Genomic DNA, 24312 nt, shown 5'->3' on the forward strand with positions numbered 1-24312 from the left:
TTATAACCATTCCTGGCACGGCCTTTATTGTCTGTGTGTGTCTGTGTGGTCATGATTGTTTTATAGATGTATATATTCGTGTTTACATATGGATAAAATTAAAAATTATTTTTGATTATTTTTGTATTTTATATTTTCAAATTTAAACAAAAGTGTTATAGTCTCCGTAAATAAAAATATCCACCTTAATAAAGCCATTCAAAACCAAAACAGAACTTGGAGGTCTTTTTCCTATGGTACAAAGTCTATGGAATTCTTCGCAAGCATCTGAGCAGAAAAGCACGCTGGAACAGCTCGTATATCGTTCTAACCTGATTGGCACAGATCGGAGCGTGTGCAACTGGGGAGGCGGCAACACTTCGGCCAAAACGACGATACAAGATTTTCGCGGGCGTGAAGTAGAGGTGATGTATGTTAAGGGTAGCGGTTCCGATCTCGCAACAATGAAAGCGCATAACTTCACAGGGCTTCGTATGGAGGATATTCGTCCACTGTTTGAACGGGAAGAGATGTCTGACGAGGATATGGTCGCATATTTGGCGAACTGTATGATAGATGCCAAGCATCCGCGGGCTTCCATTGAGACACTGCTACACGCATTTTTGCCATTTAAGCATGTCGATCATACACATCCGGATGCGATCATCAGCTTGTGCTGTGCGCATAACGGCAAGAAAATCGCTAAGGAAATTTTCGGTGAACGTTTTGTATGGGTACCTTATATCCGTCCTGGCTTTAAGCTGTCGAAAATGATTGCCCAAGGGGTGCTCGATCACCCACAAGCTGAGTTGGTACTGATGGAAAAGCATGGCTTGGTTACGTGGGGAGACACTTCCGAAGCAGCTTATGCCAAAACGATTGAAATCATCCAAGAAGCAGAAAGCTATATTAAAGCTTGCCAAGAGGAAAAGCATGCGTTTGGAGGCGTAAAATATAAAGCGCTTACTGTAGAGGGACGGCGCAGCATGGTGTCCCAGATCATGCCATCCGTTCGAGGTGCAGTCAGTGATGAGAAAAAGATGATCCTCACCTTTGATGACGCGGAGGATGTGCTGGAGTTTGTGAACGGCCAGGATTCTGCTGCTTTATCTCAGATCGGGGCAGCGTGCCCGGATCATCTGGTTCATACCAAAATGAAGCCGCTCTATGTAGATTGGACACCGGATATGGAGGATGTAGAGGGGTTGAAAGTTAAGCTTGCCGAGGGTATAGCAACCTATAAGGAGCAGTACCAAGCTTATTTTGAGCGCAATCGACATGAAGGAGACGTGAGATTTGAAGCAGCACCGCGTGTCATTTTAATTCCGGGTATCGGTATGATCAACACAGGCAAAAGCTGGAGCAATGCGCAGGTGAGCGGCGCCTTATATCATCGTGCCATTGCTGTCATGCGAGGAGCAACGGCGTTAGGAGAATTTGTTTCGCTTAGTGAAAATGAATCTTACAACGTGGAATACTGGCCGCTGGAGCTTTATAAGCTGTCACTTGCGCCGGCAGAAGCAGAATTTTCACGCAAAATTGCATTCATTACGGGTGGTGCAGGCGGAATCGGCAGTGCAACCGCACGGCGTTTAGTAGATGAAGGTGCGCATGTTGTATTGGCAGATCTCAATCTGGAAGGTGCGCAAAAGGTAGCTGCAGACATCAATAGCAGTTACGGTGAAAACCGTGCAATTGCCGTGAAAATGGATGTGACGCAGGAGGAGCAAATCCAGGTGGCCTATGCCGAGACGGCGCTGATCTATGGTGGTGTAGATGTCATCGTTAACAACGCAGGGCTTGCTACATCCAGTCCGTTCGATGAAACATCATTAAAGGAATGGAATTTAAATGTAAACGTGCTGGGAACAGGCTATTTTTTAGTCGCGCGTGAAGCGTTCAAGCTGATGAAGGAACAGACACTTGGCGGCAGCATGGTGTTCGTCGGTTCCAAAAACTCGATCTACGCAGGCAAAAATGTAACGGCCTACAGCTCGGTCAAGGCGCTGGAAGCGCATCTGGCTCGCTGTATTGCCGCAGAAGGCGGGGAATACGGTATCCGCGTAAACACTATTTTGCCGGATGCGATTTTGCAAGGCTCGGCAATCTGGAACTCCAATTGGCGCAATGAACGCGCCGCTGCCTACGGCATCGAGCCAGACCAGCTGGAGGAGCATTACCGCAAGCGAACGACGCTGCTGGTCAACATTTACCCGCAGGATATCGCAGAAGGTATTGCCTTTTTCGCCTCATCCAAGGCAGAGAAAACAACAGGATGTATGCTGACCATCGACGGCGGCGTCCCAGCAGCCTTTACACGCTAGCCAAATTCAAATGAACCTCTGTAAGCGATAGACTCATTTCTATTTCACTAATCCATTTCATTAATCGAGGGCACAAGCCCATAGTTCCGAAGGGATGTAAAAATACTCTAGGAAACACGTAAATAAGCGACAACATTTATTTGCGTGTTTTCATCCTTTTATTTATACACCAACACTTTAAATTAGAAGTGACTTTATGGGTGGTCAGCAGCGAAGCGGTCTCCTATAACTCACTTCATTTTCCAAGGAGGAACCACGATGAGTGACAAAGCGTACGCCTTATTCGAGGATCAGCAGCAACAACGAGGCATTGACCTAGAGCAAGTAAAGACCAAACTGAGAGCGCTTAGCATAGAAACACCTTCCTGGGGATATGGCGACTCAGGTACACGTTTTAAAGTCTTTCAGAAAACGGGTGTGCCGCGTGATCCGTTCGAAAAGCTGGAGGATGCAGCACAGGTTCATGCCTTGACAGGCTTATGTCCGTCCGTTGCCATTCACATCCCGTGGGATAAAGTTGACAATTACGGCAAGCTTCGCAGTCATGCCGAAAGTCTTGGCCTGCAAATTGGGGCGGTAAATCCCAATCTCTTTCAAGACGAGGACTACATGCTCGGTAGCGTTACTAATGTAGACCCGGCAATCCGTCGCAAGGCTATCAACCATTTGCTGGAATGCGTAGATATTGCAAAGGAAACAGGCTCCAACGACTTTAGCCTATGGTTTGCGGACGGAACGAATTATCCCGGTCAGGGGGACATTCGCAAACGCAAAAATTGGATGCTGGAGGCGCTCCATGAAATGTATAAGGCGCTTACGCCGGATATGCGCATGCTGATTGAATACAAGGCGTTTGAGCCGGCTTTTTACCATACGGATATTGCCGATTGGGGCATGGCGTACCATTACGCGACCAAGTTGGGGCCGCAGGCACAGGTGCTGGTGGATACAGGGCATCATCTGCCGGGAGCCAACGTGGAGCATATTGTTGCGTTTTTAATGGATGAGAAGCGACTGGGTGGCTTTCATTTTAACAGTTATAAATATGCGGATGATGATCTGATCGTGGGTTCCGCCAATCCGTATGAGCTGTTTTTAATCTTTTATCAGATTTTGAACGCAGCTCAGGATGTCGATGCAGATATCCGTCATACTGTCGATAAAATTGCTTATTTAATCGATCAGTCGCACAATATCGAACCCAAAATTCCGGCCATGATTCGCTCGGTCCTAAATGTGCAGACTCAATATGCGAAGGCACTTTTGATCAATCATGCAGAGGTGGAGGAAGCGGTGAGCCGTCAGGATGTGCTGGGTGCGGAGGATGCCGTACGCCAAGCATTTGAGTTTGATGTGGCCCCGTTGCTCAAAGCAATCCGTGAAGAGCAAGGATTACCTGCAGATCCAATGAAAGCCTATTTGGCGTCTGAGTATGGTACGCAGATTTTGAAAAGAGGCAAGGGTGGTGCGAGCTGGTGAGCATCCTCGCTTATGATTTGGGGGCAAGCAGCGGCAGGGTTCTACTCGGAAAATTAACCGATTCACGTATCGTGGTGGAGGAAATCCATCGCTTTTCCAATGATCCGGTCAAGGTTGGGGAGCGCCTGCACTGGGATATATTGCGTCTCTATCACGAGGTTCAGCAAGGATTGCTCAAAGCCAAGCATATGAGAGTGAACCCATCCAGCCTGGCGATTGACTCCTGGGCGGTCGATTTTGGACTGATTGGAGAAACCGGCGAATTGCTGGGCAACCCTTATCATTATCGGGATTGGCACACCCATGGAGTAATGGAAGAAGTACAGGAACGGCTGGGAAAAGATTTTATTTTTCAGCGCACAGGCATTCAGTTTTTGACGTTTAATACGATTTATCAGCTAGCTGCTATGCAAAATGCAAGATCACCCTTGCTGGAGCAGGCAGAACGTTTCCTGATGATCCCTGATTTGCTGCGGTATTTTCTGACAGGTGAAATGTATCATGAGTTTTCTAATGCAACCAGCACGCAGTTATATCATCCGTTACAGCAAAAATGGGATGATGAGCTTTTGACTGGAATCAACATTCCCCGCTCTTGGTTTGGAGAGGTACTGGAGCCGGGAAGTGTTGCAGGTACAATCCGTTCATCGGTCATGACGGATCTGGGTATTGGAGCGATTCCTGTGATTGCAGTAGCAGAGCATGACACAGGATCAGCAGTGGCTGCCGTACCAGCGCTGGAGCAGTCCTTTGCGTACTTGAGCTGCGGAACATGGTCCCTGATGGGAACGGAGACCGCACAGCCAGTAATTAATGATGATACGCTTCGATTTAATTTTACAAATGAAGGCGGCGTAGGCCGAACCTACAGGCTGCTAAAAAATATCATGGGACTGTGGATTCTACAGGAGGCGCGCAGAGAGTGGGAACGGCAGGGAAACTCCTATTCTTTTCCTGAATTGGTTCATATGGCGGAACAGGCTCCAGCGTTCACTTGTTTGATTGACCCGGATGATGAACTGTTTCTGCATGCCGGGGATATGAAAACACGCATACGCCAATACTGCCGCAATACCGGGCAGCTAATGCCGGAGACGCCGGGAGAGATTACGCGCTGCATTCTGGAAAGTCTGGCGTTAAAGTATCGCTACATTTTGGAGCTTACAGAACGGGTGTCAGGACAGCGTTTTAATGGTTTGCATATGGTCGGCGGAGGGATTCAAAATCGCTTTCTGTGCCAATGGACGGCCAATTCGATTCAAAAACCCGTATGGGCAGGACCCGCAGAAGCGAGCGCAATCGGCAATCTTGCGGTACAATGGATGACACAGGGAAAGTTCGCCGATATATGGGAAGCACGCCGGGTCATTGCGGATTCTATTACCGTAGAGGAATATGAACCTGCCGAGTCAGAAGCGTGGGAGGATGCCTACGGGCGGTTCCGGCGGGTGACAGGACTTTTTGTACATTAAAGATGTGGAGTGAGATTGCCATGCTGGTCGCAGAAAGATATGAGATGATAGTGCAGCTCGTAAATGAAAGAGGAAGCATACGGGTGTCCGAATTGAGTGAGCTGTGTAAAGTAACGGAAGAAACGATTCGCCGCGATCTCGATCGTCTGGAGCAGGCGGGACGACTGCGCCGTTCTCATGGGGGAGCGGTTAGTGTCAAAAACGAGCAGCCTGAAACGCCCTATGCGGTACGGGAAATTATGAACGCGGAGGAAAAGCGTCGGATTGCTGAGGAAGCGGTCAAGCAGATTCAGCCGCACGATCGCATTTTGCTGGATGCCAGTACGACTGCCTGGTATATGGCGTCCAGTCTGCCGGATATTCCTTTAACGATACTAACGAATTCGATTCGGGTAGCTACAGAGCTGGCAGGTAAGGAAAAAATCGAGGTCATTTCGACGGGAGGACAGCTGCTTCAACGTTCACTGTCATTCGTGGGCCCGCTTGCAGAGCGTTCATTAGAAACCTATTATGTGGATAAGCTGTTTTTTTCCAGTCAGGGAGTTCATCTGGATCGCGGCATTAGTGAATCAAATGAGCTGCAAGCTCGTTTGAAGCAGAAAATGGTCAGCATTGCGGATCGGGTAATTTTACTGGCAGATGCGAGCAAATTCGGGCAGCAGGCGTTTACCCATGTCGTGAACTTGACGCAAGTGTCCGAAATTATTACAGATTCGCGGCTGTCGGACCCGATTCGCAGTCAGCTCGCAGAGTTGTCCATTCCGGTTACGATTGTGTAAGCAGGTAGTTTCCGGCGTGAGGTCGCTCTGCGGTTCATTTGATTTACGATCGCTGTTGCAGCGGGATTCTCTGATGAGTAAGATCAACATAGGTGAGAATCCCACTGCAAGCTTATGCTTATGATGAAAGTTTTCCTTTGGAAAATGGACGGAAGGGGTGTGCCGTTTGAAGGTATCTTTATTTATTACCTGTCTAAGTGATGCGATGTATCCCAAGGTAGGGGAAGCGATGGTCCGCTTGCTTGCCAGATATGGTGTCGAGCTAGAATTTCCCAAGGTGCAGACATGCTGCGGGCAGCCGTCCTATAACAGCGGCTATTGGGATGAAACAAGGGCAGCGGCAAAAACGATTTTGAAAGCGTTTAATAACAGTGATTTTGTCGTAGCTCCTTCCGGTTCCTGCACATATATGATTCATCATTACCCGGAGTTGTTCAAGGATGAGCCTGAGTGGCTGGAGTCGGCACGGAGGCTGGAGCAAAAGACGTATGAGTTTACACAATTTATGGTGCAGGTGCTTGGCGTGACCGATGTGGGTGCGTCTTTTCCGCATACGGTAACCTATCATCCGTCTTGTCATGGAACACGTTTGCTCGGCGTAAAGGAGGAACCGATGAAGCTGCTTGGCAGCGTAAAGGGTTTGCAATTAGTGCCGCTTCCTTTTGCAGAGGACTGCTGTGGGTTTGGTGGTACTTTTGCGGTGAAAATGCCCGATATTTCGGGAGCGATGGTGACTGAAAAAGTGGACCATATCAGGGAGACGGAAGCCGAGGTACTGGTCGGACTGGACATGGCCTGTTTGATGAATATCGCCGGTAATCTCAGATATCGGAAAGAGCCAGTTCGGGTGATGCATCTGGCAGAGCTGTTATACGAAGGGGTGAAGCACGCATGACCGCTGTACATACGCACTCTATGAACCAAAAGGTCAAAAAACGTGCAGAGCTGGCTCTGAATGATGATTTTTTGCGGAATGCAGTTCGTTTCACTACCGAGCGGCTGCGCAACGGTAAGCGTGTAGCTTCAGAGCAGCATGGAAATTGGGAGGAATGGCGTGAGCGGGGGCGTCAAATTCGGCTTCATACGATTGCCCATCTGGACTATTACTTAAATCTATTTGTAGAAAATGCCCGTGCCAACGGGGTGCATATCCATTTTGCCGACACCGCAGTGGATGCCGTGCGCATTACATTGGACATTGCCGCGCATAATCAAGCCCGTTCTGTCGTCAAATCCAAGTCGATGGTGTCGGAGGAACTGCATTTGAATCAGGCGCTGGAAGGTGCGGATATCGAGACGATTGAAAGTGACCTCGGTGAGTATATTATTCAACTGGCGGGAGAGGCACCATCTCATATCGTGATCCCTGCGATTCACAAAAACCGCTATCAGATTGCCGAGCTGCTGTCTAAAGAAGCAGGGGAGGAGCTGTCCGCAGATACGACGATTTTGGCGGGCTTTGTCCGCAAAAAGCTGCGTGAAAAGTTTCTAGAAGCGGATATTGGCATGACAGGCTGCAATTTTGCCATTGCCGAGACGGGTTCCATGGTTTTGTTTGAAAATGAAGGCAACGCTCGCATGGTTTCTACTCTGCCCAAAACGCAAATCACACTGATGGGTATGGAGCGAATTATTCCATCCTGGACAGATTTGGAGGTGATGGCTACATTGCTGCCACGCTCCGCTACCGGACAGAAGTTGACGATGTATATGTCGGGGATTTCAGGACCCCGGCGCAGCCAGGATGCCGATGGACCGGAGGAAATGCACATTATCATCGTAGATAACGGGCGTTCGCTTCAGCTAGGCAATCCTGAGTTTCAAGAGTTGTTAAATTGCATCCGCTGCGGCGCTTGTTTGAACGCTTGTCCGGTGTACCGACACATTGGGGGACATGCGTATGGCGGGACATATAGCGGCCCTATTGGTGCAGTGCTTACGCCTGCCCTTCATGGCAACATCGAAGAGTGGAACGATATTGCGAGTGCGTCCAGTCTGTGCGGGGCGTGTTATGAAGCCTGTCCGGTCAAAATACCACTGCATGATATGCTGGTTTATTTGCGTAGACGCAAGGTGGAGGCAGGACAAGGGGATAAACTGGAGACGATCGGGATGAAAGGTTTTGCAGCGGTAGTTTCCAGCTCGAAGCGATTCGCTGCGGCGATCAGACTCGGACAGATCGCACAGAAAGCGGTAGTCCGTAAGGGAGAGATTACCCTTAAGCTTGGCCCCTTAAAAGGCTGGAATACGTATCGTGTGGCTCCAAGTCTGGCGAATAAGTCCTTCCGTCAGCACTGGAACACACTAGCGCATGAGCTGGAGCAGGAACGCAAGGTCATGCATCCGGACATTCTCAGCCGAATGGAGACGATCTTGGCGGATAGAAGAAAAGGAGGGACGCAGCATGAGTGAACAGCGTAATCCTTCTATGCAAGCAAAAGCGGAGCATGAAGCATGGCTTCATCAAATGCAAGCAGAATCCCGTGTCAAGCAGGCACGCTTTATGGAAGGCATTGCGACGCGGCTCAAGCGTCCACGACAGACGGAGCCACCGATGCAGCCGTTTCGCGGCGCACCTGCGTTTTGGCACAAATTCGAATGGAGTGCGGAGCAGCGCATTGAGGAGTTCACCGCCAACTTTACAAGTGTTGGCGGACACGTGGTGCGTCTGCCAGATCTGAAGAAGGCGGCAGACTGGATCGCGCACAAGGCGCGCGAGCTGGGAGCAGCCTATATCGTCCGGCAGAATGAGCCGGACCTGGATGCGCTTCAGTTGGAAGCAGCGCTACCGGAAGTCCGATTGTCGGTGTGGAACACCGATCCAGCCGAAGACTGGAAGGCACGCGCCGCGGAGGCCGATATCGGCATCGTCATGGCCGATGAGGCCGCCGCCTACACCGGCTCGGTAGCAGTGCTATCCTCGCCGCAGAAGGGGCGCTCGGTCAGTCTGCTGCCGACTGTGCTGATCATTCTCCTGCCCGTGGAACGTCTGCGAACACGACTGGGCGAGATTTTAAACCGTTTTGACGTAGCAGGGCGTGAGCAATTACCCGCAGGCATTCATTTTATTACTGGACCGAGCCGCTCGTCGGATATCGAAAATGATTTGACGATCGGTGTACACGGACCAGGTATCGTTTATACGTTGTTGGTTGGTTAGCGTTATACTGCCCGTCTAACGGGCGCGATAGATCGGAAAACGGGTTTCAAAATCTGTTTGTTTGCGATTACTCCTAACCGAAATGCGGCCATTGTGTAGCTCGGTAATGCTCTTGGTAATAGCAAGGCCCAGCCCGGTACCTCCGGTTTCCTTGGAGCGTGATTTGTCCACTCTGTAAAACCGTTCAAAGAGATGTGGGACATCTTCCGGTGGAATCGGGGTGCCGTAGTTGGTGCAGATCACTATCGCTTCATCGCCTTCACGTCCTATCGTGATATCGAGACGCTTGCCATCCTTTCCGTATCGAATCGCATTGGAAAATAAATTTTCATACAGGCGCACCAGTTCGTCCGTGTCGGCCAAAATCCGAACAGGCTCAACGATTCGGACACGATAGGACATGTCCGCCTGTTCCAGTGAGGGTACAAATTCCTCAGCAAGTTGAGTGAGCAATTTGCCGAGGTCTACAGGCTCCAGCTCCAGTGGCAGGCTACCACCACTCACACGCGTGTATTCAAATAACTCGTCGATCAGCTTTTTAAGCGTCAGCGATTTTTCATAAGCAATGTTTACATAATAGCGTAGCTCAATTTCATCCCGGTAACGGTCGGTTTCAATATACTCCAAAAAGCCAATCACCGATGTTAGCGGGGTGCGAAGATCGTGGGATACACCAGTGATCAGGTCGTTTTTCGCTTTGGCGGAAGCCCGTTCTTCTTCTATTGAAAGACGGAGCTTGTCTGCCATGGTGTTCATATTTTTTGCCAAGGTTGCCAGTTCATCTGCGGAAGATACCGGAATCGAATAGGATAAATTTCCGTCCGCGAAATTCTGCATCCCTGTCGTAATCTCGCGTAGATAGCCAATCGTATTTTTGGTAAAAAGGAAAAAGAAATAAATATATAAAGGCAGCCCACACACCAGCAAGATCAGTGAGGAACCAATGTGATTGACGGTCCAGCGGATCAGCCGAGTGCCAAAAAAAGAACGCGAGGGATTCAGCCATAACAGCAAAGACGCTCCATAATAAAACACCATTAAAATTAGTCCAGTTAAAGTGAAGGCGGCAAGGCTAAGGGCTGCCAGCTTCCATCCCAGCGTATCGTATCGTTTTGCCTTCAAGACGCAAGTCCTCCATTAATCGAATTTTTCCATTTTATAGCCGATGCCCCACACCGTTTTCAGGTATTTGGGCTTTCTTGGATCAGTCTCAATTTTCTCGCGAATTTTACGCACATGAACCATTAGCGTGTTGTTGGATTCCAGATATTGTTCCTTCCAGACCTTCTCATAAATCTGCTCCATGCTCAGCACTTGACCCCGGTGTCGAGCCAAAAGCTCAACAATAGCGAATTCACGCGGAGTCAGCTTAACGGATTCTCCAGCGAGAGTGATCTCATGTGTAACAGTGTTAATGGAGAGTTCATCCAGTACCATTTCATGCTCCAATATAGGAGAGGAGTGGGTATATTTCCGTACTCTACGTAGCTGGGATTTGATGCGTGCCACTAGCTCCAGCGGGCTGAACGGCTTGGTGACATAATCATCGGCCCCAACGCTAAGCCCTGTAATTTTGTCCATATCTTGTCCCTTCGCAGACAACATAATGATCGGAAAATGCTCGGTTTCCCTGATTTTCATGCAGGCTTCAATCCCGTCCATGTTGGGCATCATCACATCCAGCACCATTACATCTATCTGTTCCCGATTAACCTGCTCCAGCGCTTCCAGTCCGTCCCGTGCCATGAGCAAGCGATATCCTTCATTTTCTAAATATATTTGCATGAGCTTAATAATTTCAGGTTCATCGTCTACTAATAAAATGGTTCCGTTATGCATGTTATGCATGGTTGTGCACCCTTTCTGTTCTTTCCAGCAGTATACAATATGGGCGTATTATATACCTTTTTGGCGATGGAGGCTATGGACACTCTTCTCAGGTCGTTTGTTGGATATCATCGGCCTTTGAATAGTAGCGTTTCGGGCGAAGACATGCCCTCTTCTTGCTTGAAGTTCCTTTTTCCTGTACCCGGTAGCTGACCAAACAAAATCCAAGCACATGGCAGGAAGCGGGCGATGACCGACACGACGAGCCAAGAACAAAGAAGTGCACAGAAAAAACCTCCAGCGTACCACACATGAATAAGCTGCGGTGAGCCAATGTGTGGTGAAAACTGCCGATACAAGAGTAGGAAAAATGGATGTATGAGATACACACCAAAGGACAGTGTGCCCAGACGTTCCAGCTTGCGAATGACAAAGGAATGTTGTCTTCTATACATTAAGAAGGAAATCTGTAGTAATACCAGCGGACTAGACAGGCTGTACATGTTATACATAAGTTCAAAAACTAGCGAATTGTACGAGGCTCCGTACAATCTATTTTCGTACCACATATAGACATGAATGGTGGCTGAAATCAGCCATAAAGCCCAAATTGCGATCCATGTCAGCACGCTTGTAAAACTTCGTTCCTCCTTACGTATCAGAAACCAAGTTCGAAGCTGGGGATAGTAATAGCCGAGAGCTGCGCCCAGCATGTAGCAGGCCACATAGGACAGCGCCCAGCTGCCTTTATTTTGAACCTGAAAGAGAAATTTGTTGCTAATTATAAATGACCACTGTAGCAGCAGCCCAATGACAATAGACCATTGCGGAAATTGCCGATAACGCTGGAACAGCCATAGTATGCATGGAAATGCAAGATAAAATTGCATCATGATAAAAATATAATATAAATGGGTGTACGCTTTGCCCGTAACCAGTTTCAGAGCAAAGTTTTCCGAAAGTGTAGTTATACTCCATGGTTCGGTACTGCCAGCCATAAGGGACAGGATGAAATAAAACAGAGAAAACATGACATAAGGTAAGAGGATGTACAGCAATCTCTGCTTATAAAAGCGCCTCAAGAGCTGTCGTCCCAGCGGACGATCCTTATAGTTATAGAACAGCACCATACTGCTAAGCGCGATAAATACAGGGGTACCGTACTTCATCAACACATTGAGCGCATTATATACAACATAAAGGCCGGAATTTGTAAGTTGGACCGTTGCATAGGAAGTGGCATGTACCATTAAGACGGCTAAAATCGCCATGGCTCTGACCAACTGTAATTCAGGAATTTTTTCTTTGGTCGTAGGCTTCATAAGCTTCATTTCCTTTCAGTAGTGAACTGTATCTTGTTGAACTCTTTCTATTAAAAGATAAAGTTCTTAACAACCTGAAAGGGAGCGGCTTAAGAATCGCTTATGAACTTCTTAACTTTTGTTAAGAATTAAAAAAAAAGAACTTCCATAGGCTCAAAATGAGCAGTATGGAAGTTCTTTTTAGTACTCATGTTCATTCGTTATTTGCAACGTTTGATAGGTGCGCGTCTGATTTGCCCACGAATGGCACCGTTCGGATGACGGATCGTGTGGACGTTGACGTAGGCATTGCCCTCTCTAATTTGGCATACCAAATCATTAATGGTTCTGCCTCTGAGTGGACCGGTAAGATCAATTGCACGCAGCACGCCGGTAACGACACCTCTTCTTACGGTAATCCCAAACTTCGAAGGGCCAAACAGTGTAGCAACAACAGGACCATTTTCACCTCTTCGTCCCAAATGAATGTGCGCTTCAGTTACCCGTGAAATATTGCGAACCGTCAGCTCAAAGCTTAATTGCTGGCTCGCTGGACGGTAACGAAATTCCGCAGTTCCTGTCGCATTCGTTCTGACAGGAGGCACTTCATTAGCCCCCCTCAACGTGGCTCTAAACTTATTGGACATTACGTCCCTCCTTTCCCAGTGTTGGTTTAGTGTATTCACAGGATCAGAGAAGGGGCTGTACATTCGCCTATTCATCAGAAGTTGTGTGTTTTACAAGTTATTCAGTCCAAGCACAAAACTGATTTTTTCATAGACTATGAGTATCTGATAGAGAGAGGAGGAGAAACTATGGGAACATTTATTGATGGAAGAACATCCCAAAATGCTTCGACAGCCAACTCTATTGCCATCCCAATCACTCTTTTAAATACGCCGCAATTGTTCGGACAGATCGGATTAAACACCCAAGGAGCTACAGGTACACCACGGGTTCTGCTTAAAGGAACTATATCTCTTCAAATTCCACTTGCTTTAGTAGGAATTACAATTACTATTGTCAGAGGTACGCAGATAACAGACCCTGTTGTTTATTCGGCTACGTCAACTTTTAATTTAAGTTTATTAGCTCCACAGGTTATTGCGTTCTCAGCAGATGATTTTAACCCACCGATTACGCCACAATTGGTGTATACAGCCTTTGTATCAGCTAACCTGCTGGGTACAATACGAGTAGGTCCAGAGAGCTTCGACGGGATTTTGGTTTCGGATTAATGCAGTAGTTTTGAACTAACGGAATTTTGCTTCAGGGAGCTTCGCAGTTGGATCTGCGAAGCTTTTTTGTGTACAGGCATATAATATACTGGATCATACTCACTATGCAGGCTGACAAGTACAAGTTCAGCTTAACGAATAAGCTACTTTTCAATTGCATAAGAATAACATAGGTACAACCCTGCAACCATGGGTAGAATTTTATGTATGCGCTTACAAAAAAATCTTTGTTTCATGCAATTAAAAATCTGGAGGAGGAATGAAGAATGAAGTGGAAAAAAGGATTGACTGGTATGCTTTTAGCAGCCTTTTTATGTGGTGCGCCGGGGCTGGGTATAGCTACCCCGGCACATGCATCAACTGGCGAGTACAAGTTTGATTTTGGCGGGGGTACGGTCGAAACGGGGTATACCGGAGTGAGCGCTTCGGTGTCCTATGACTCAGCACGTGGCTATGGCTTTCGTACCCCTGAGAATATGCGTAATGTCAGTGCATCGGGAACTGGGGTGGCAAGTGATGCGGTACAATTCTTGGCTACAGGTACGAAAAGCGAGAATACTTTCGACGTCGATCTTCCTCCAGGTTTGTATGAGGTGTCGGTTACTTTAGGAAATACTTCTCGTTCGAGTGTTGCGGCCGAAGGGGTGTATCAGGTCATAAATATGACGGGAAATGGGGCTAAGGATCGTTTTCAAATTCCAGTGACAGACGGACAATTAAATCTGCTAGTTACTGAAGGCAAAGAGGGCGCAGTCTTCACACTCAGTGCACTGGAAATCAGGCAATTGTCTAGCAATCCAGTTACGAATCGCACGATTTATATCGGCGGGGATTCTACGGTATGTAACTATTATCCGCTAGATAGCAGTGTGCAGGCAGGATGGGGTCAACTGCTGCCAGAGTTTGTAAACACGAATACTTTTCAAATTCGCAATATGGCGTCAGGGGGCCAGATTGCTAGAGGCTTCCATCACGATGGTCAGTTAGAGGCGATCGTTCAATATATCAAGCCAGGGGATTATTTTATTCTCCAATTAGGCATTAATGACACCAATCCAAAGCATAACGAAAGCGAAGCGGAGTTTAAGGATTGGATGCGGGATATGATTCGGCAGGTGAAGGCTAAGGGGGCGACGGTAATTCTGTCAACACCGCAAGGCCGAGCCACTGACTTTAATGCTAACAATGTACACAACGCTGAAAACAGATGGTATAGAAGCGCTATTTTGGCACTGGCTCAAGAGGAACAAACGCCTTTAGTCGATCTAAATGTTCTCAGTTCAGCTTATTTCACCTCTATTGGCAAAGAAGCTACGCTGGCTTTGTATATGAACGGTGATACACTACATCCAAACTTTGCGGGTGCAAGGGAACTGGCGCGATTAGTAGCACAGGATTTGAAGAAGCAGGGTGTGAGTGGATTCTAAATTTCAACGATGGTTTTACCCCTGCTTCTTACAATTGTAGGAGCAGGGGTTTTTGGCCTCTGTTCAGGGTGCTATAATAATGGAAAAAAGCAATAGTAACGCGGAGGAATTAGAACATGCAGCCTTTCACTGCCCGAGTGCTTCAAATTATATTGCTGATCCCTGAGGGAAAAGTAATGACTTATGGTCAAATTGCGGCAGAGGCCGGAAGCCCAAGAGGTGCTAGACAGGTGGTGCGTATTTTGCATACACTGAGCCAAAAACATCGACTTCCATGGCATAGAGTAGTCAACCGCTTGGGAGAGATTGCTTTGCAAGAGGATGAGTCCGCATCCCTGCAGCGCCTGTACTTAGAAGAGGAGGGCATACAGTTTAATGCAAACGGACGTATCCCGCTGGATCAATATCTATATGATCCGCAGACGGAGATGGAAGAATAGGCGAGGAACGAGCAAAGGTGGCATTGTTTTTGAGACACAATACAACACTAGTCTGAATCCTCGCCAAAAAGAGACGGGACAAATCATAGTTTTGATTTGTCCCGTCTCTTTTTAAACTGGCGTATCATGTAGATTAACGAAGGGTGGTATTCATATATAGCACTAGATTTCCCAGTTAAGCTTATCCAATCAGATGCTGCTGGTCACGCTGGGCAAGGTGAAAAGAAATACTGTTCATTAGCGGTATATCATTATTTTTTCGGGCTTCCCGAATGAGTTGTTTCTTTTTTTGTTCTGATTCGCGTAGAAAGCGAGTCATCCATAAATCAGACGGTTCGTTAGTAGTTGTCATGCGAGATTCTTTTATCATCTATTAACCCTCCTAGTGAGCGGCTGTTATTCTTTCTCTAGTATATGTTCCAAACCTTAATAGATGCTGTTAGTTTCCTTAAAATTAGCTGAAATTTAGGTAAAGTTCAGGTGAAAACAGATTAAATCTATGTCTGATGGGATGTAAAGTAGATACAATGAGTAATCTGGCAGTAAAGGTTACAAAAATGTATTGTTTTGACACCTTGTACCAACATAAACCTGAAAGTACAATTAGAATGCGGAGAATTCGTGGAAATTTATGTCGAAAAGAATGGAAAAGATTCGAAGATGCACCGAAAGGGGAGAAATTCATTTATGAAGCAAAAAGCGGCTGCCGTGCTGCTTGTATTGTCCTTTTCTACAGGCTTGGTTACAACTGCGCAGGCTGACAGTTCATCAGGAAGCCTGTCAGCAAATATGTCAGTTAATTCATCTGCTGCGGCTACGTCGAAGACATCATCCGTAACGGGACAGGCTCTACCTCCATTAACGCTCAAGCAGGCAGTGGAATGGGCACAGACGAACAGCTACAATACGCGTACCGCCGAGCGGGATGTAGAGCGTCGTAGACTTGAACTAAAAAATGCAGAAAAGGATTTGGGAAATGCATTTGTTGATTTTATAGACGGTGAATATGTCGGTGATAACACTTCTTGGAGAAATTATAACTCTTCGACACTATCCTATCTAGCCAGCAAAAAGCAGGCGCAATATGCCAAAGACCAGATTTATTTTAATGTAATGAAAAGCTACCAAAATGTGTTTGTAGCAGAGAATCAGGTGAAAAATGATCTGGAGGCGCTTGAAATCGCCCAAGCGGAGGAAAAGATTGCACTTGCCAAATTTGCGCGAGGCAAGCTGTCTGAATATGCGAAAAACGAGAGTACACAGGCCAGAGTCCAGGCGGAGCAAGCGGTCGAGCAGGGAAAAATTGCGTTGCAAAAATCTAGGGATGCTCTGAACTTCCTTATGGGACAGCCTAACGGAACAGCCTATGAAATGGTGGATCGACCCGTGTACAAGGAACCGAAGAAGCTGGATATTGAATTACATATACAACAGCTGACAGACATGAATCCGAATTTATGGAAGCTGGAGGATAGTATCAAAACTTCGGAACTCAATGTGAGATATTTTGATTTTAATAACGGTGCAGGTGCTTACGATCTAGCTAAAATGGATGTTGATACAGCTAAGGAGGAGCTCGCCAAAGGGCAAAAGGATTTTGCTGAATCACTCCGCAATTTGTATGCCACGGTTAAGGAAAACCAAAAGAAATACGTGCAACTGGAAGAAAGCTTGCGTACAGCAAAAGAAGCCTCGGAGTTATCACACAAAAAGTGGGCCAGAGGTCTAATTATTGAGATGGAATTGAAAAACAACCAGTTGAAAGTAAACCAGATTGAACGGCAAATGGAAGAGCTGGCGATCGAGTTGGATCAAAATGAGTATACGTTGAACAAGCCATGGAGCACATAGGGAGGAAAAGGCGTTGGCAGAAACGGTTTTAAATGATGCTTTAATCAAGCTACGGAGAAAACGGAGAAAAAAGTGGATCTGGACTGCGATTGTTTTGCTGATTGTAGGCGGAGGCGGAGCAGCAGTATATCTGAATATGCCCAAAGAGCAGGCAGCACCTATAGTTCAGGACGAGACGTTTAAAGTAGAGCGCGGCGATGTGAGCGAGAAGCTGGACACGTCCGGCACCGTGCAAGCATCCAAGGAAGTGAAGCTGAACTTTACGAGTGCAGGCGATAACAAGCTGGCTGCGGTGAACGTGAAAGCCGGGGACAAGGTCAAAAAAGGGCAAGTGCTGGCGCTTCTGGACAGTTCAGAAATTAAAATGCAAATACAAAGTGCGTCTGATTCTTTGGAAATATCCAAATCCAAACTGGCTGAATTGGAGAAGGGTCCGAAGGCGGAGGATATTGAAATTCAGAAAACAAATGTACTTCGGGCCAAAATGGCTGTCGATACAGCGCAAGAATCATTTGAGCTGGAAGAAGCCGAAAGTCAGAAGAAAGCTTCCAAAAAGCAGTTGGAGCAGGCACGGAAGGCATATGAAGACCAAAAGTTTTTACACGATGCCGGGGCAGTATCCAACAGTGAATTGGAGCAGGCTGAGCAAGCATTGGATAAAGCACAAACGGACTATGATAATCTAGATTTACAGTTCCGCAAAATTATGTCGCAAAAACGTCGCACCATTTCAGAGGCTGAAATTGGCTACCGTGCAGCAATGGCTGAGCTTCACAAGACTCAGGTTCCGGCTGATGCATCGAGTATTCAATCCTCCCGGATAGAGGTTCGAAGACTGGCGACTGAGCTGGAGCAGAAAAAAAATGAGTTGAACAAACTTCAGGTCACGGCGCCGTGGGACGGAGTGATTTTAAAGGTGAACGGGGATGTGGGAACCAGTCCGACGGCTCCATTTATTGTAATGAATAACTCGGATTCCAACGACCTTAAGGTCGTTGTGAAGGTAAGTCAGACCGACATTGTGAAGGTCAAAAAGGGGCTTACGGCTGTGTTGACGACCAATGCATATCCGGGTGAATCGTTTCCAGGCAAGGTGCAATTTGTCTCACCGGAAGCCTCTACGGATGAAGGGATGACGACGTATTTAATGGAGATGTCTGTACATGACCCGAAAGGTAAGCTAAAAACAGGCATGATTATGAATGTGGCCGTTATTTTGGGAGTACACAAAAATGTACTGTTCGTTCCTGCGACTGCACTGAGATCCGAAGGAGGCCAGGATGGCGTGTATGTTTCTGCTAACGCTGCGAATCCCGGGGCACGCACATTTAAGCCCGTAGAACTCGGATTTTACACGCCAGACCGAGTAGAGCTTAAATCCGGTGTAAAGGAGGGGGACACGATTGTTGTGCCTGCTCCTGAACCTCCGCCAGATCCTTCCGCAATGGGCGGCATGCAGGGGGGCTTTTAAACGGGCATGAGATATGTTATTCAGATTGAGGGTTTGAAAAAAGTGTACCATGTCGGAGATCAGGAAATTCATGCTCTGCGTGAGGTCCAGCTTGATATTGCTGACGGTGATTTTGTTGCGATTATGGGACCGTCTGGTTCAGGCAAGTCCACGATGATGAATGTTATCGGCTGTCTGGATTTACCTACGTCAGGACAATTTTATTTGGATGGATATTCGATCTTAGATGCCCGCGAGGATGAACTGGCTATTATACGTAATCAGAAAATCGGATTTGTATTTCAAAAATTCCATTTGCTCCCGCGATCAACAGCTTTGGAGAATGTGGAACTGCCTATGATCTATGCGGGAGTTTCTGCCAAGGAGCGCCGTTTGCGGGCCATGGATGCCCTCACAAGTGTAGGTCTAGGCGACCGGATGAACAACAGGCCAAACGAATTGTCAGGCGGTCAACAGCAACGGGTATCCATTGCACGGGCACTTGTGAACAATCCGGTTATTCTCTTGGCGGATGAACCGACAGGAGCTTTGGACTCCAAAACAAGTGTGGAAATCATGGGGATTTTTCAGCGTCTGAACGATCAGGGGAAAACGGTTGTACTGGTTACTCATGATCAGGAGGTTGCGGAATACGCCAAGCGTCTGATTCATTTTCGAGATGGGCGGATTGAAAAGGATCAGCCTGTTGAGAAACGAAGAATGGCGGCAGAGGAAGTGAAGGCATGAAATTTCAGGAAATTATTCGTGTATCGCTCAATAGTTTGCGAACCAATATGCTGCGATCCTTGCTGACCATGGTGGGCATTATTATCGGAGTGGCCGCCGTGATTGCGATTGTAGCCATCGGTAAAGGATCAACCGCTACAATTACATCGCAGATCAATAGTATGGGAAATAATCTGCTGATGATCTATCCTTATGCTCCATATGATGGGTCCAGCTCCATGTCGTTCAATCAGACGAAAGGGATATCTCTGGAGGATATCGAGGCGCTAGAGCAGCAAAAAGCAGTCGCAGAGGTAGCACCAAGTGCGATGACCAGTGCAGATATTACGTGGAGTCGCAATAAGGTCAGCGGGCAAATTGAGGGGACTTCGCTGGCATTTGTCCATGTGAGAAAGCTGTCGCTAGCTCAGGGCAGGTCGTTTACTCACTATGAAGTGGATAAACGGATGAATGTGGCTGTGCTGGGGAGTGATGCAGCCCGTAATATTTTTGGCCCGGATGCCTCCAGGGCAGTCGGTGAGACCATCATGATCAAGCAGTTGCCTTTTAAGGTGGTTGGTGTGCTGACCAATTCCAATTCCAATATGAGCAACAGCGGGCAGCAGGTATATGTACCGATTACAACTGGAATGGAACGGCTGGGCAATATGAGCATTCAGCAGGTGAATGCCTCTGCAACAACGGAGGACAGGATTGATCAGGCAAGTGCTGAAATCCGGCAGGTGCTGCGTGCCAGACATGAGCTAAAGCCATCAGAGGGCGATGATTTTCAAATCATGACCCAGACGGAAATCTTAAAAACAGTGTCTGGGGTTGACCGGGTTATGAATATGCTGCTGATCGGTGTAGCTGCAATTGCGCTCGGTGTTGGCGGTGTTGGTATTATGAATATTATGCTGGTGTCCGTCACGGAGCGTACGAGGGAGATCGGAATTCGCAAAGCGATTGGTGCGCAACGCAGTGATATTATGCTGCAGTTTGTGGCTGAGGCTGTTTTTCTTAGTCTAATGGGTGGACTAGTCGGTGTAATGGTGGGTCTTGGGGGTGCAAAGCTGCTTGAGAAATTCGTCCAAATGCCGATTGTGTATTCGATAGAGCCAGTGTTGTACTCTTTTCTGTGCTGCATGGGAGTCGGCGTACTGTTTGGAGTATATCCGGCGCGCAAGGCTTCGAAGCTGCGTCCGATTGATGCTTTAAGATACGAATAGGAAAGAGGGTGCTTTGCCTTACTCGAAAGAGGGGGGATAAAGCACCCGTTTTTTGTATGGAATAAGTGTTTTAAATGATAAAAAAACATGAATAACCACTTTAATTTTATATATGTGATGTTTTATATGCTTTTTTAGGTTGATTTATTATTATATATGACGTATTATATTCTATATCAGATCGCAAGCAAAAAAAGGAGGGGCGTTCATCATCGACCTTACGGCAAGACAAGTAGAAATTTTAAACATCGTACAAAAGCATGCCCCGATAACGGGTGACCAGATTGCGGAAATGCTTAATCTCAGTAAGGCGACCATTCGGACCGACCTATCCAAATTGGGCATTCTGAATTACATAGATGCTAAGCCCAAGGTCGGTTATTTTGTTGGAAAGCGGGGCACGCCGAACCGGGAGGAAAAATTCCGGCTTTTGCAAATGAAAGTCGGTGATCTTCACGGGGTTCCAGTCATCGTACGTGAAACAACCACAATTCAGGAAGCTGTCGTAGCTCTATTTTTGGAAAATGTGAGCAATTTGATTGTCACCGATGAAGACGGAGATTTGGCAGGGGTGGCTTCCCGCAAGGATTTACTCAAGGTAACGTTAGGCAATCCCAATGCAGCAACCATTCCTGTCAGTCTTGTGATGACCCGGCAGGCGAATGTGGTCACTGTTTCCCCAGAGGATACCGTACTAGAGGCAGCACGCAAAATTATTGCTCGTCAAATCGACAGCCTGCCTGTCGTCGTCCCTTCGGATTCTGACAAACCAGGAGAGCACTGGAAAGTCGTGGGACGTATTACAAAAACAAATATTATTAAAATGTTGCTCGATATGGTAGCAGAGGATTAATGGGAGGAATCGAATGGTTCAGGCGAGCAGTCATTTTATAGCGATCTGTTCAGACTCGATTGGTGAGACGGCAGAAGCTGTCGTACAGGCGACCATGCGCCAATTTGAGTTACCAGACACAGAGATCAAAAGATTTATGAACGTGAGGGATGAAGACGAGCTGAGTCGGGTAATGGAGGAAGTTGCCGAGCGTAAAGGCTTTGTAGCTTATACGCTGGTACAGCCGGAATTGAGAGAGGCGATGAAAGAAGAGGCTGTCCGGCTGAATGTGCGGGCTGTCGATATTATGGGACCGATGATGCAGGCGTTTGCCGATACGTTTCATAACGATCCCAAAGAGAAGCCTGGTCTACTGCACCGACTGGACGACAACTATTTTCGGCGTGTAGAGGCACTGGATTTTGCAGTTCAATACGATGATGGCAAAGATGTGAGCGCCATTCTCAAAGCAGATATAGTATTGCTTGGAGTGTCACGTATTTCCAAAACTCCTTTATCCATGTTTCTCGCACATAAAGGTTATAAAACAGTCAACATTCCGGTTGTACCGGAGCTGACACCGCCTGTTCAGTTGAAGGATGTTCAGCATGGCCGAGTATTCGGATTGACGATCCAGCCGGAGCTGCTGTTGAAAATACGCAGTGAACGACTAAAGGTTATGGGGCTTCCTAATAATGTGCAATACGCCACAGCGACAAGGGTGGAAGAGGAAATCGCGTATGCGCAGTCTTTGTTTAAAGAGCTGAATTGTCCGGTCATTGATGTTACAGATAAAGCCATTGAAGAGACAGCAGGCTTGATTATCAGAATGTTATAGAAGCGAAACAACTTAGAAGCAGCGCTTATAAAGAAAATATAATTACGGGATACAGGAGTGTAAATATAAAAGGCAGCAAAGCTGCTCTAAAGATAAGGATCGGCCGTAGGATATAGGAGATTATATAAAGATATAAATAAAATGGCAGCAAAGCTGCCCTGAAAATATTTATTTGCCTGTAGGTAATATCATTTTTAGGAGAGGTGGAGGGATAGGTATGGAGAGTCAAATGGCATTGGAATTCGTTCGGGTAACAGAGGCAGCGGCACTGCAATCGGCACAATGGACAGGGCGTGGAGATAAGAATAGCGCGGACGAGGCGGCAACAGTAGCCATTCGTACTCATTTTAATGCGGTATCCATGGACGGCACGGTCGTGATTGGCGAAGGCGAAATGGATGAGGCCCCCATGCTGTATATCGGGGAGAGAGTAGGCAATCGCAGAGGGCCAGCCATGGACATTGCTGTTGATCCTCTCGAAGGGACGGAAACGGTGGCGAACGGTTTGAATAACGCACTGTCGGTCATTGCTGCTGCACCTCGTGGTAGTCTACTACACGCTCCGGATATGTACATGCAAAAATTAGCTGTTGGTCCGGCATTGGCTGGAAAGCTGTCACTAGAGGACACGATCCCGACTACATTGTCAAAAGCAGCGCGCATACTGGGGAAATCCTTGTCCGATCTTACGGTGTCCATTCTGGATCGTGCACGGCATGCCGGGATCATTCAGCTACTGCGGGAAAGCGGCGTTCGGATCAAGCTGCTTGGTCATGGGGATGTGATGGGTGCAATTGAAACCTGCCTGGACAGCGGTGTAGATTTGCATATCGGCTCTGGCGGCGCTCCTGAGGGTGTATTGGCCGCGGCCGCGCTGAAATGCATGGGCGGAGAAATACAGGGCCGCTTGCTGCCTCATGGAGAAGAAGAGATTGCACGTTGCAAACGCATGGGTATTACTGATCCAGGGGCGTTGCTGTCGATGGAGGACATGGTCGGACGCCAAGGCGTGATGTTTGTCGCTACAGGCGTGACGGCTGGTGAGTGGTTGCAGGGGGTTCGTTCTCTGCCTGGTCACAGAGCTGAAACCCATTCAGTTGTAATGCATTCAGATACAAAAACGATTCGTTTCGTGCGAAGTATTCATCATACTGCTGATTCTTCCGGTACGCTCGCGGCAGCGGCATCCTCTTGAAATTTGAAGTCAAGACTTCCCTCGCTGGTGAATTCAATCATAATAAACTTATAAAACAGCAAGTCTCTGACTAAAGGGAGACTTGCTGTTTGCTGTTACTGTTTTTGGGGGATGAAAGAGTAAAATCAAGGATATAAATTTCTAAAAAACAGGTACTTATGAAGTAAAATTGAAAAGTTTCTATTAGGCTTGAAAAGAAAAAAACATAGCTTTGGAAGCGAAAAAATCAATTCGAACTAATTTTTTTAGACGAAGAGTCAAAAAAAATTATGTATAATATAGTTCTTTAGAACTACTTAAAAACCCGGTTTATTAAAAATTTAAAGAGTTATTAATTTTGGTTTGTGTGTGCTTGTTTTAAATTAGTTCCATTATATAGGAGGTTGAAGGTGGGCGCGGAAAAAGGCGGAATTTGTCGGATGATATCAGGTTGAATTTGTTACATTTATGTTAATGGCATGTAAAGATAAAATTGTTATAGGATAAGGGGTTTGGGCGTAATTGTAAATCATAATGATTTTAGTTTTACAATGTTCGTGAAAATGTGAAATTATGTTTTAGGCTAGATTTACAGATCATGATGGGCAGATAATGAGCGAAAAAGTCAAATTGTTGTTTTTATAGTTTGGAAACAAATAGCATAATATGGATTTTGTTTTATTTTTATGAAGTCTAGTAATTTAGCCCTTTTGTCCCGTGTCAAGCCGTTTTAAAGTTTGTATATTTAAAAAAGCTAGAAAGTGTTGGAAGAAAAAAAGAGATATA

Annotated in this window: 22 protein-coding genes; 17 read left to right on the plus strand and 5 right to left on the minus strand. The window is 46.9% G+C overall.

From position 1 onward, the window contains the following. The first annotated feature begins 233 nt into the window (after positions 1-233). The 7 genes from MMB75_RS24920 to MMB75_RS24950 all read left to right on the plus strand — a co-directional run bounded on the left by MMB75_RS24920 (position 234) and on the right by MMB75_RS24950 (position 9193). Positions 234-2303, plus strand: a complete 2070-nt coding sequence (locus MMB75_RS24920) for a bifunctional rhamnulose-1-phosphate aldolase/short-chain dehydrogenase (protein ID WP_045245405.1) — start codon at positions 234-236, stop codon at positions 2301-2303. Positions 2304-2561: 258 nt separating this feature from the next. Further along, positions 2562-3782: an L-rhamnose isomerase gene (gene rhaI / locus MMB75_RS24925; protein WP_045245406.1), complete on the plus strand. Its 1221-nt coding sequence runs from the start codon at positions 2562-2564 to the stop codon at positions 3780-3782. Further along, positions 3779-5254, plus strand: coding sequence for a rhamnulokinase (locus tag MMB75_RS24930; protein ID WP_277511332.1), 1476 nt, complete (start codon positions 3779-3781; stop codon positions 5252-5254). The genes rhaI and MMB75_RS24930 overlap by 4 nt, the downstream gene beginning before the upstream one ends. A 20-nt stretch (positions 5255-5274) precedes the next feature. Beyond that, positions 5275-6033, plus strand: a complete 759-nt coding sequence (locus MMB75_RS24935; protein WP_016818460.1) for a DeoR/GlpR family DNA-binding transcription regulator — start codon at positions 5275-5277, stop codon at positions 6031-6033. A 166-nt stretch (positions 6034-6199) separates the two neighbouring features. Beyond that, positions 6200-6928, plus strand: a complete 729-nt coding sequence (locus tag MMB75_RS24940; protein ID WP_123797155.1) for a (Fe-S)-binding protein — start codon at positions 6200-6202, stop codon at positions 6926-6928. Next, positions 6925-8445, plus strand: coding sequence for a LutB/LldF family L-lactate oxidation iron-sulfur protein (locus MMB75_RS24945; protein WP_045245408.1), 1521 nt, complete (start codon positions 6925-6927; stop codon positions 8443-8445). The genes MMB75_RS24940 and MMB75_RS24945 overlap by 4 nt, the downstream gene beginning before the upstream one ends. Beyond that, positions 8438-9193, plus strand: a complete 756-nt coding sequence (locus tag MMB75_RS24950) for a LutC/YkgG family protein (protein WP_045245409.1) — start codon at positions 8438-8440, stop codon at positions 9191-9193. The genes MMB75_RS24945 and MMB75_RS24950 overlap by 8 nt, the downstream gene beginning before the upstream one ends. A gap of 15 nt (positions 9194-9208) precedes the next feature. On the opposite strand, the gene MMB75_RS24955 is transcribed toward MMB75_RS24950, so the two are convergent. The 4 genes from MMB75_RS24955 to MMB75_RS24970 all read right to left on the minus strand — a co-directional run bounded on the left by MMB75_RS24955 (position 9209) and on the right by MMB75_RS24970 (position 12968). Beyond that, positions 9209-10315 (minus strand): sensor histidine kinase, encoded by a 1107-nt coding sequence (locus MMB75_RS24955; protein ID WP_045245410.1) that lies wholly within the window; start codon positions 10313-10315, stop codon positions 9209-9211. Between the two features lie 15 nt (positions 10316-10330). After that, positions 10331-11032, minus strand: a complete 702-nt coding sequence (locus tag MMB75_RS24960; protein WP_025364763.1) for a response regulator transcription factor — start codon at positions 11030-11032, stop codon at positions 10331-10333. A 116-nt stretch (positions 11033-11148) separates the two neighbouring features. Next, positions 11149-12342: an acyltransferase gene (locus MMB75_RS24965; RefSeq protein ID WP_045245411.1), complete on the minus strand. Its 1194-nt coding sequence runs from the start codon at positions 12340-12342 to the stop codon at positions 11149-11151. 200 nt (positions 12343-12542) lie between these two features. Further along, positions 12543-12968, minus strand: a complete 426-nt coding sequence (locus tag MMB75_RS24970; protein WP_016818467.1) for a CHRD domain-containing protein — start codon at positions 12966-12968, stop codon at positions 12543-12545. Positions 12969-13136: 168 nt separating this feature from the next. On the opposite strand from MMB75_RS24970, the gene MMB75_RS24975 reads away from it, so the two are divergent. The 3 genes from MMB75_RS24975 (at position 13137) to MMB75_RS24985 (ending at position 15426) form a co-directional block, all read left to right on the plus strand. Continuing rightward, on the plus strand, positions 13137-13559 hold the full coding sequence (locus tag MMB75_RS24975; protein ID WP_016818468.1) for a hypothetical protein: 423 nt from the start codon (positions 13137-13139) through the stop codon (positions 13557-13559). Positions 13560-13825: 266 nt separating this feature from the next. Next, a complete protein-coding gene (locus tag MMB75_RS24980) occupies positions 13826-14986 on the plus strand; it encodes a rhamnogalacturonan acetylesterase (protein WP_045245412.1) in 1161 nt (386 codons plus the stop codon). Positions 14987-15102: 116 nt separating this feature from the next. After that, on the plus strand, positions 15103-15426 hold the full coding sequence (locus MMB75_RS24985; protein ID WP_045245413.1) for an MGMT family protein: 324 nt from the start codon (positions 15103-15105) through the stop codon (positions 15424-15426). 181 nt (positions 15427-15607) lie between these two features. On the opposite strand, the gene MMB75_RS24990 is transcribed toward MMB75_RS24985, so the two are convergent. Next, positions 15608-15796 (minus strand): hypothetical protein, encoded by a 189-nt coding sequence (locus tag MMB75_RS24990; protein ID WP_013370989.1) that lies wholly within the window; start codon positions 15794-15796, stop codon positions 15608-15610. Between the two features lie 317 nt (positions 15797-16113). On the opposite strand from MMB75_RS24990, the gene MMB75_RS24995 reads away from it, so the two are divergent. From MMB75_RS24995 to glpX, 7 genes are all read left to right on the plus strand, one after another. Then, complete coding sequence (locus MMB75_RS24995; RefSeq protein WP_045245414.1) at positions 16114-17277, plus strand: TolC family protein; 1164 nt, start codon at positions 16114-16116, stop codon at positions 17275-17277. A 13-nt stretch (positions 17278-17290) separates the two neighbouring features. Further along, the gene (locus tag MMB75_RS25000) at positions 17291-18748 is read left to right on the plus strand and encodes an efflux RND transporter periplasmic adaptor subunit (RefSeq protein WP_019687138.1); all 1458 of its coding nucleotides are present in this window, start codon (positions 17291-17293) and stop codon (positions 18746-18748) included. A gap of 6 nt (positions 18749-18754) precedes the next feature. Further along, complete coding sequence (locus MMB75_RS25005; protein ID WP_016818473.1) at positions 18755-19474, plus strand: ABC transporter ATP-binding protein; 720 nt, start codon at positions 18755-18757, stop codon at positions 19472-19474. Next, entirely contained in the window at positions 19471-20682 is a 1212-nt protein-coding gene (locus MMB75_RS25010; RefSeq protein ID WP_017428484.1) for an ABC transporter permease, read from the plus strand. Before MMB75_RS25005 ends, MMB75_RS25010 begins: the two co-directional genes overlap by 4 nt. A gap of 238 nt (positions 20683-20920) precedes the next feature. Next, positions 20921-21535, plus strand: coding sequence for a helix-turn-helix transcriptional regulator (locus MMB75_RS25015; protein ID WP_223822107.1), 615 nt, complete (start codon positions 20921-20923; stop codon positions 21533-21535). Between the two features lie 13 nt (positions 21536-21548). After that, positions 21549-22352: a pyruvate, water dikinase regulatory protein gene (locus MMB75_RS25020; RefSeq protein WP_016818475.1), complete on the plus strand. Its 804-nt coding sequence runs from the start codon at positions 21549-21551 to the stop codon at positions 22350-22352. Between the two features lie 217 nt (positions 22353-22569). Beyond that, a complete protein-coding gene (gene glpX / locus MMB75_RS25025) occupies positions 22570-23547 on the plus strand; it encodes a class II fructose-bisphosphatase (protein ID WP_017428486.1) in 978 nt (325 codons plus the stop codon). Positions 23548-24312: the final 765 nt, after the last annotated feature.

The sequence above is a fragment of the Paenibacillus sp. P2(2022) genome, from assembly GCF_029522175.1.
Classification (GTDB): domain Bacteria; phylum Bacillota; class Bacilli; order Paenibacillales; family Paenibacillaceae; genus Paenibacillus; species Paenibacillus polymyxa.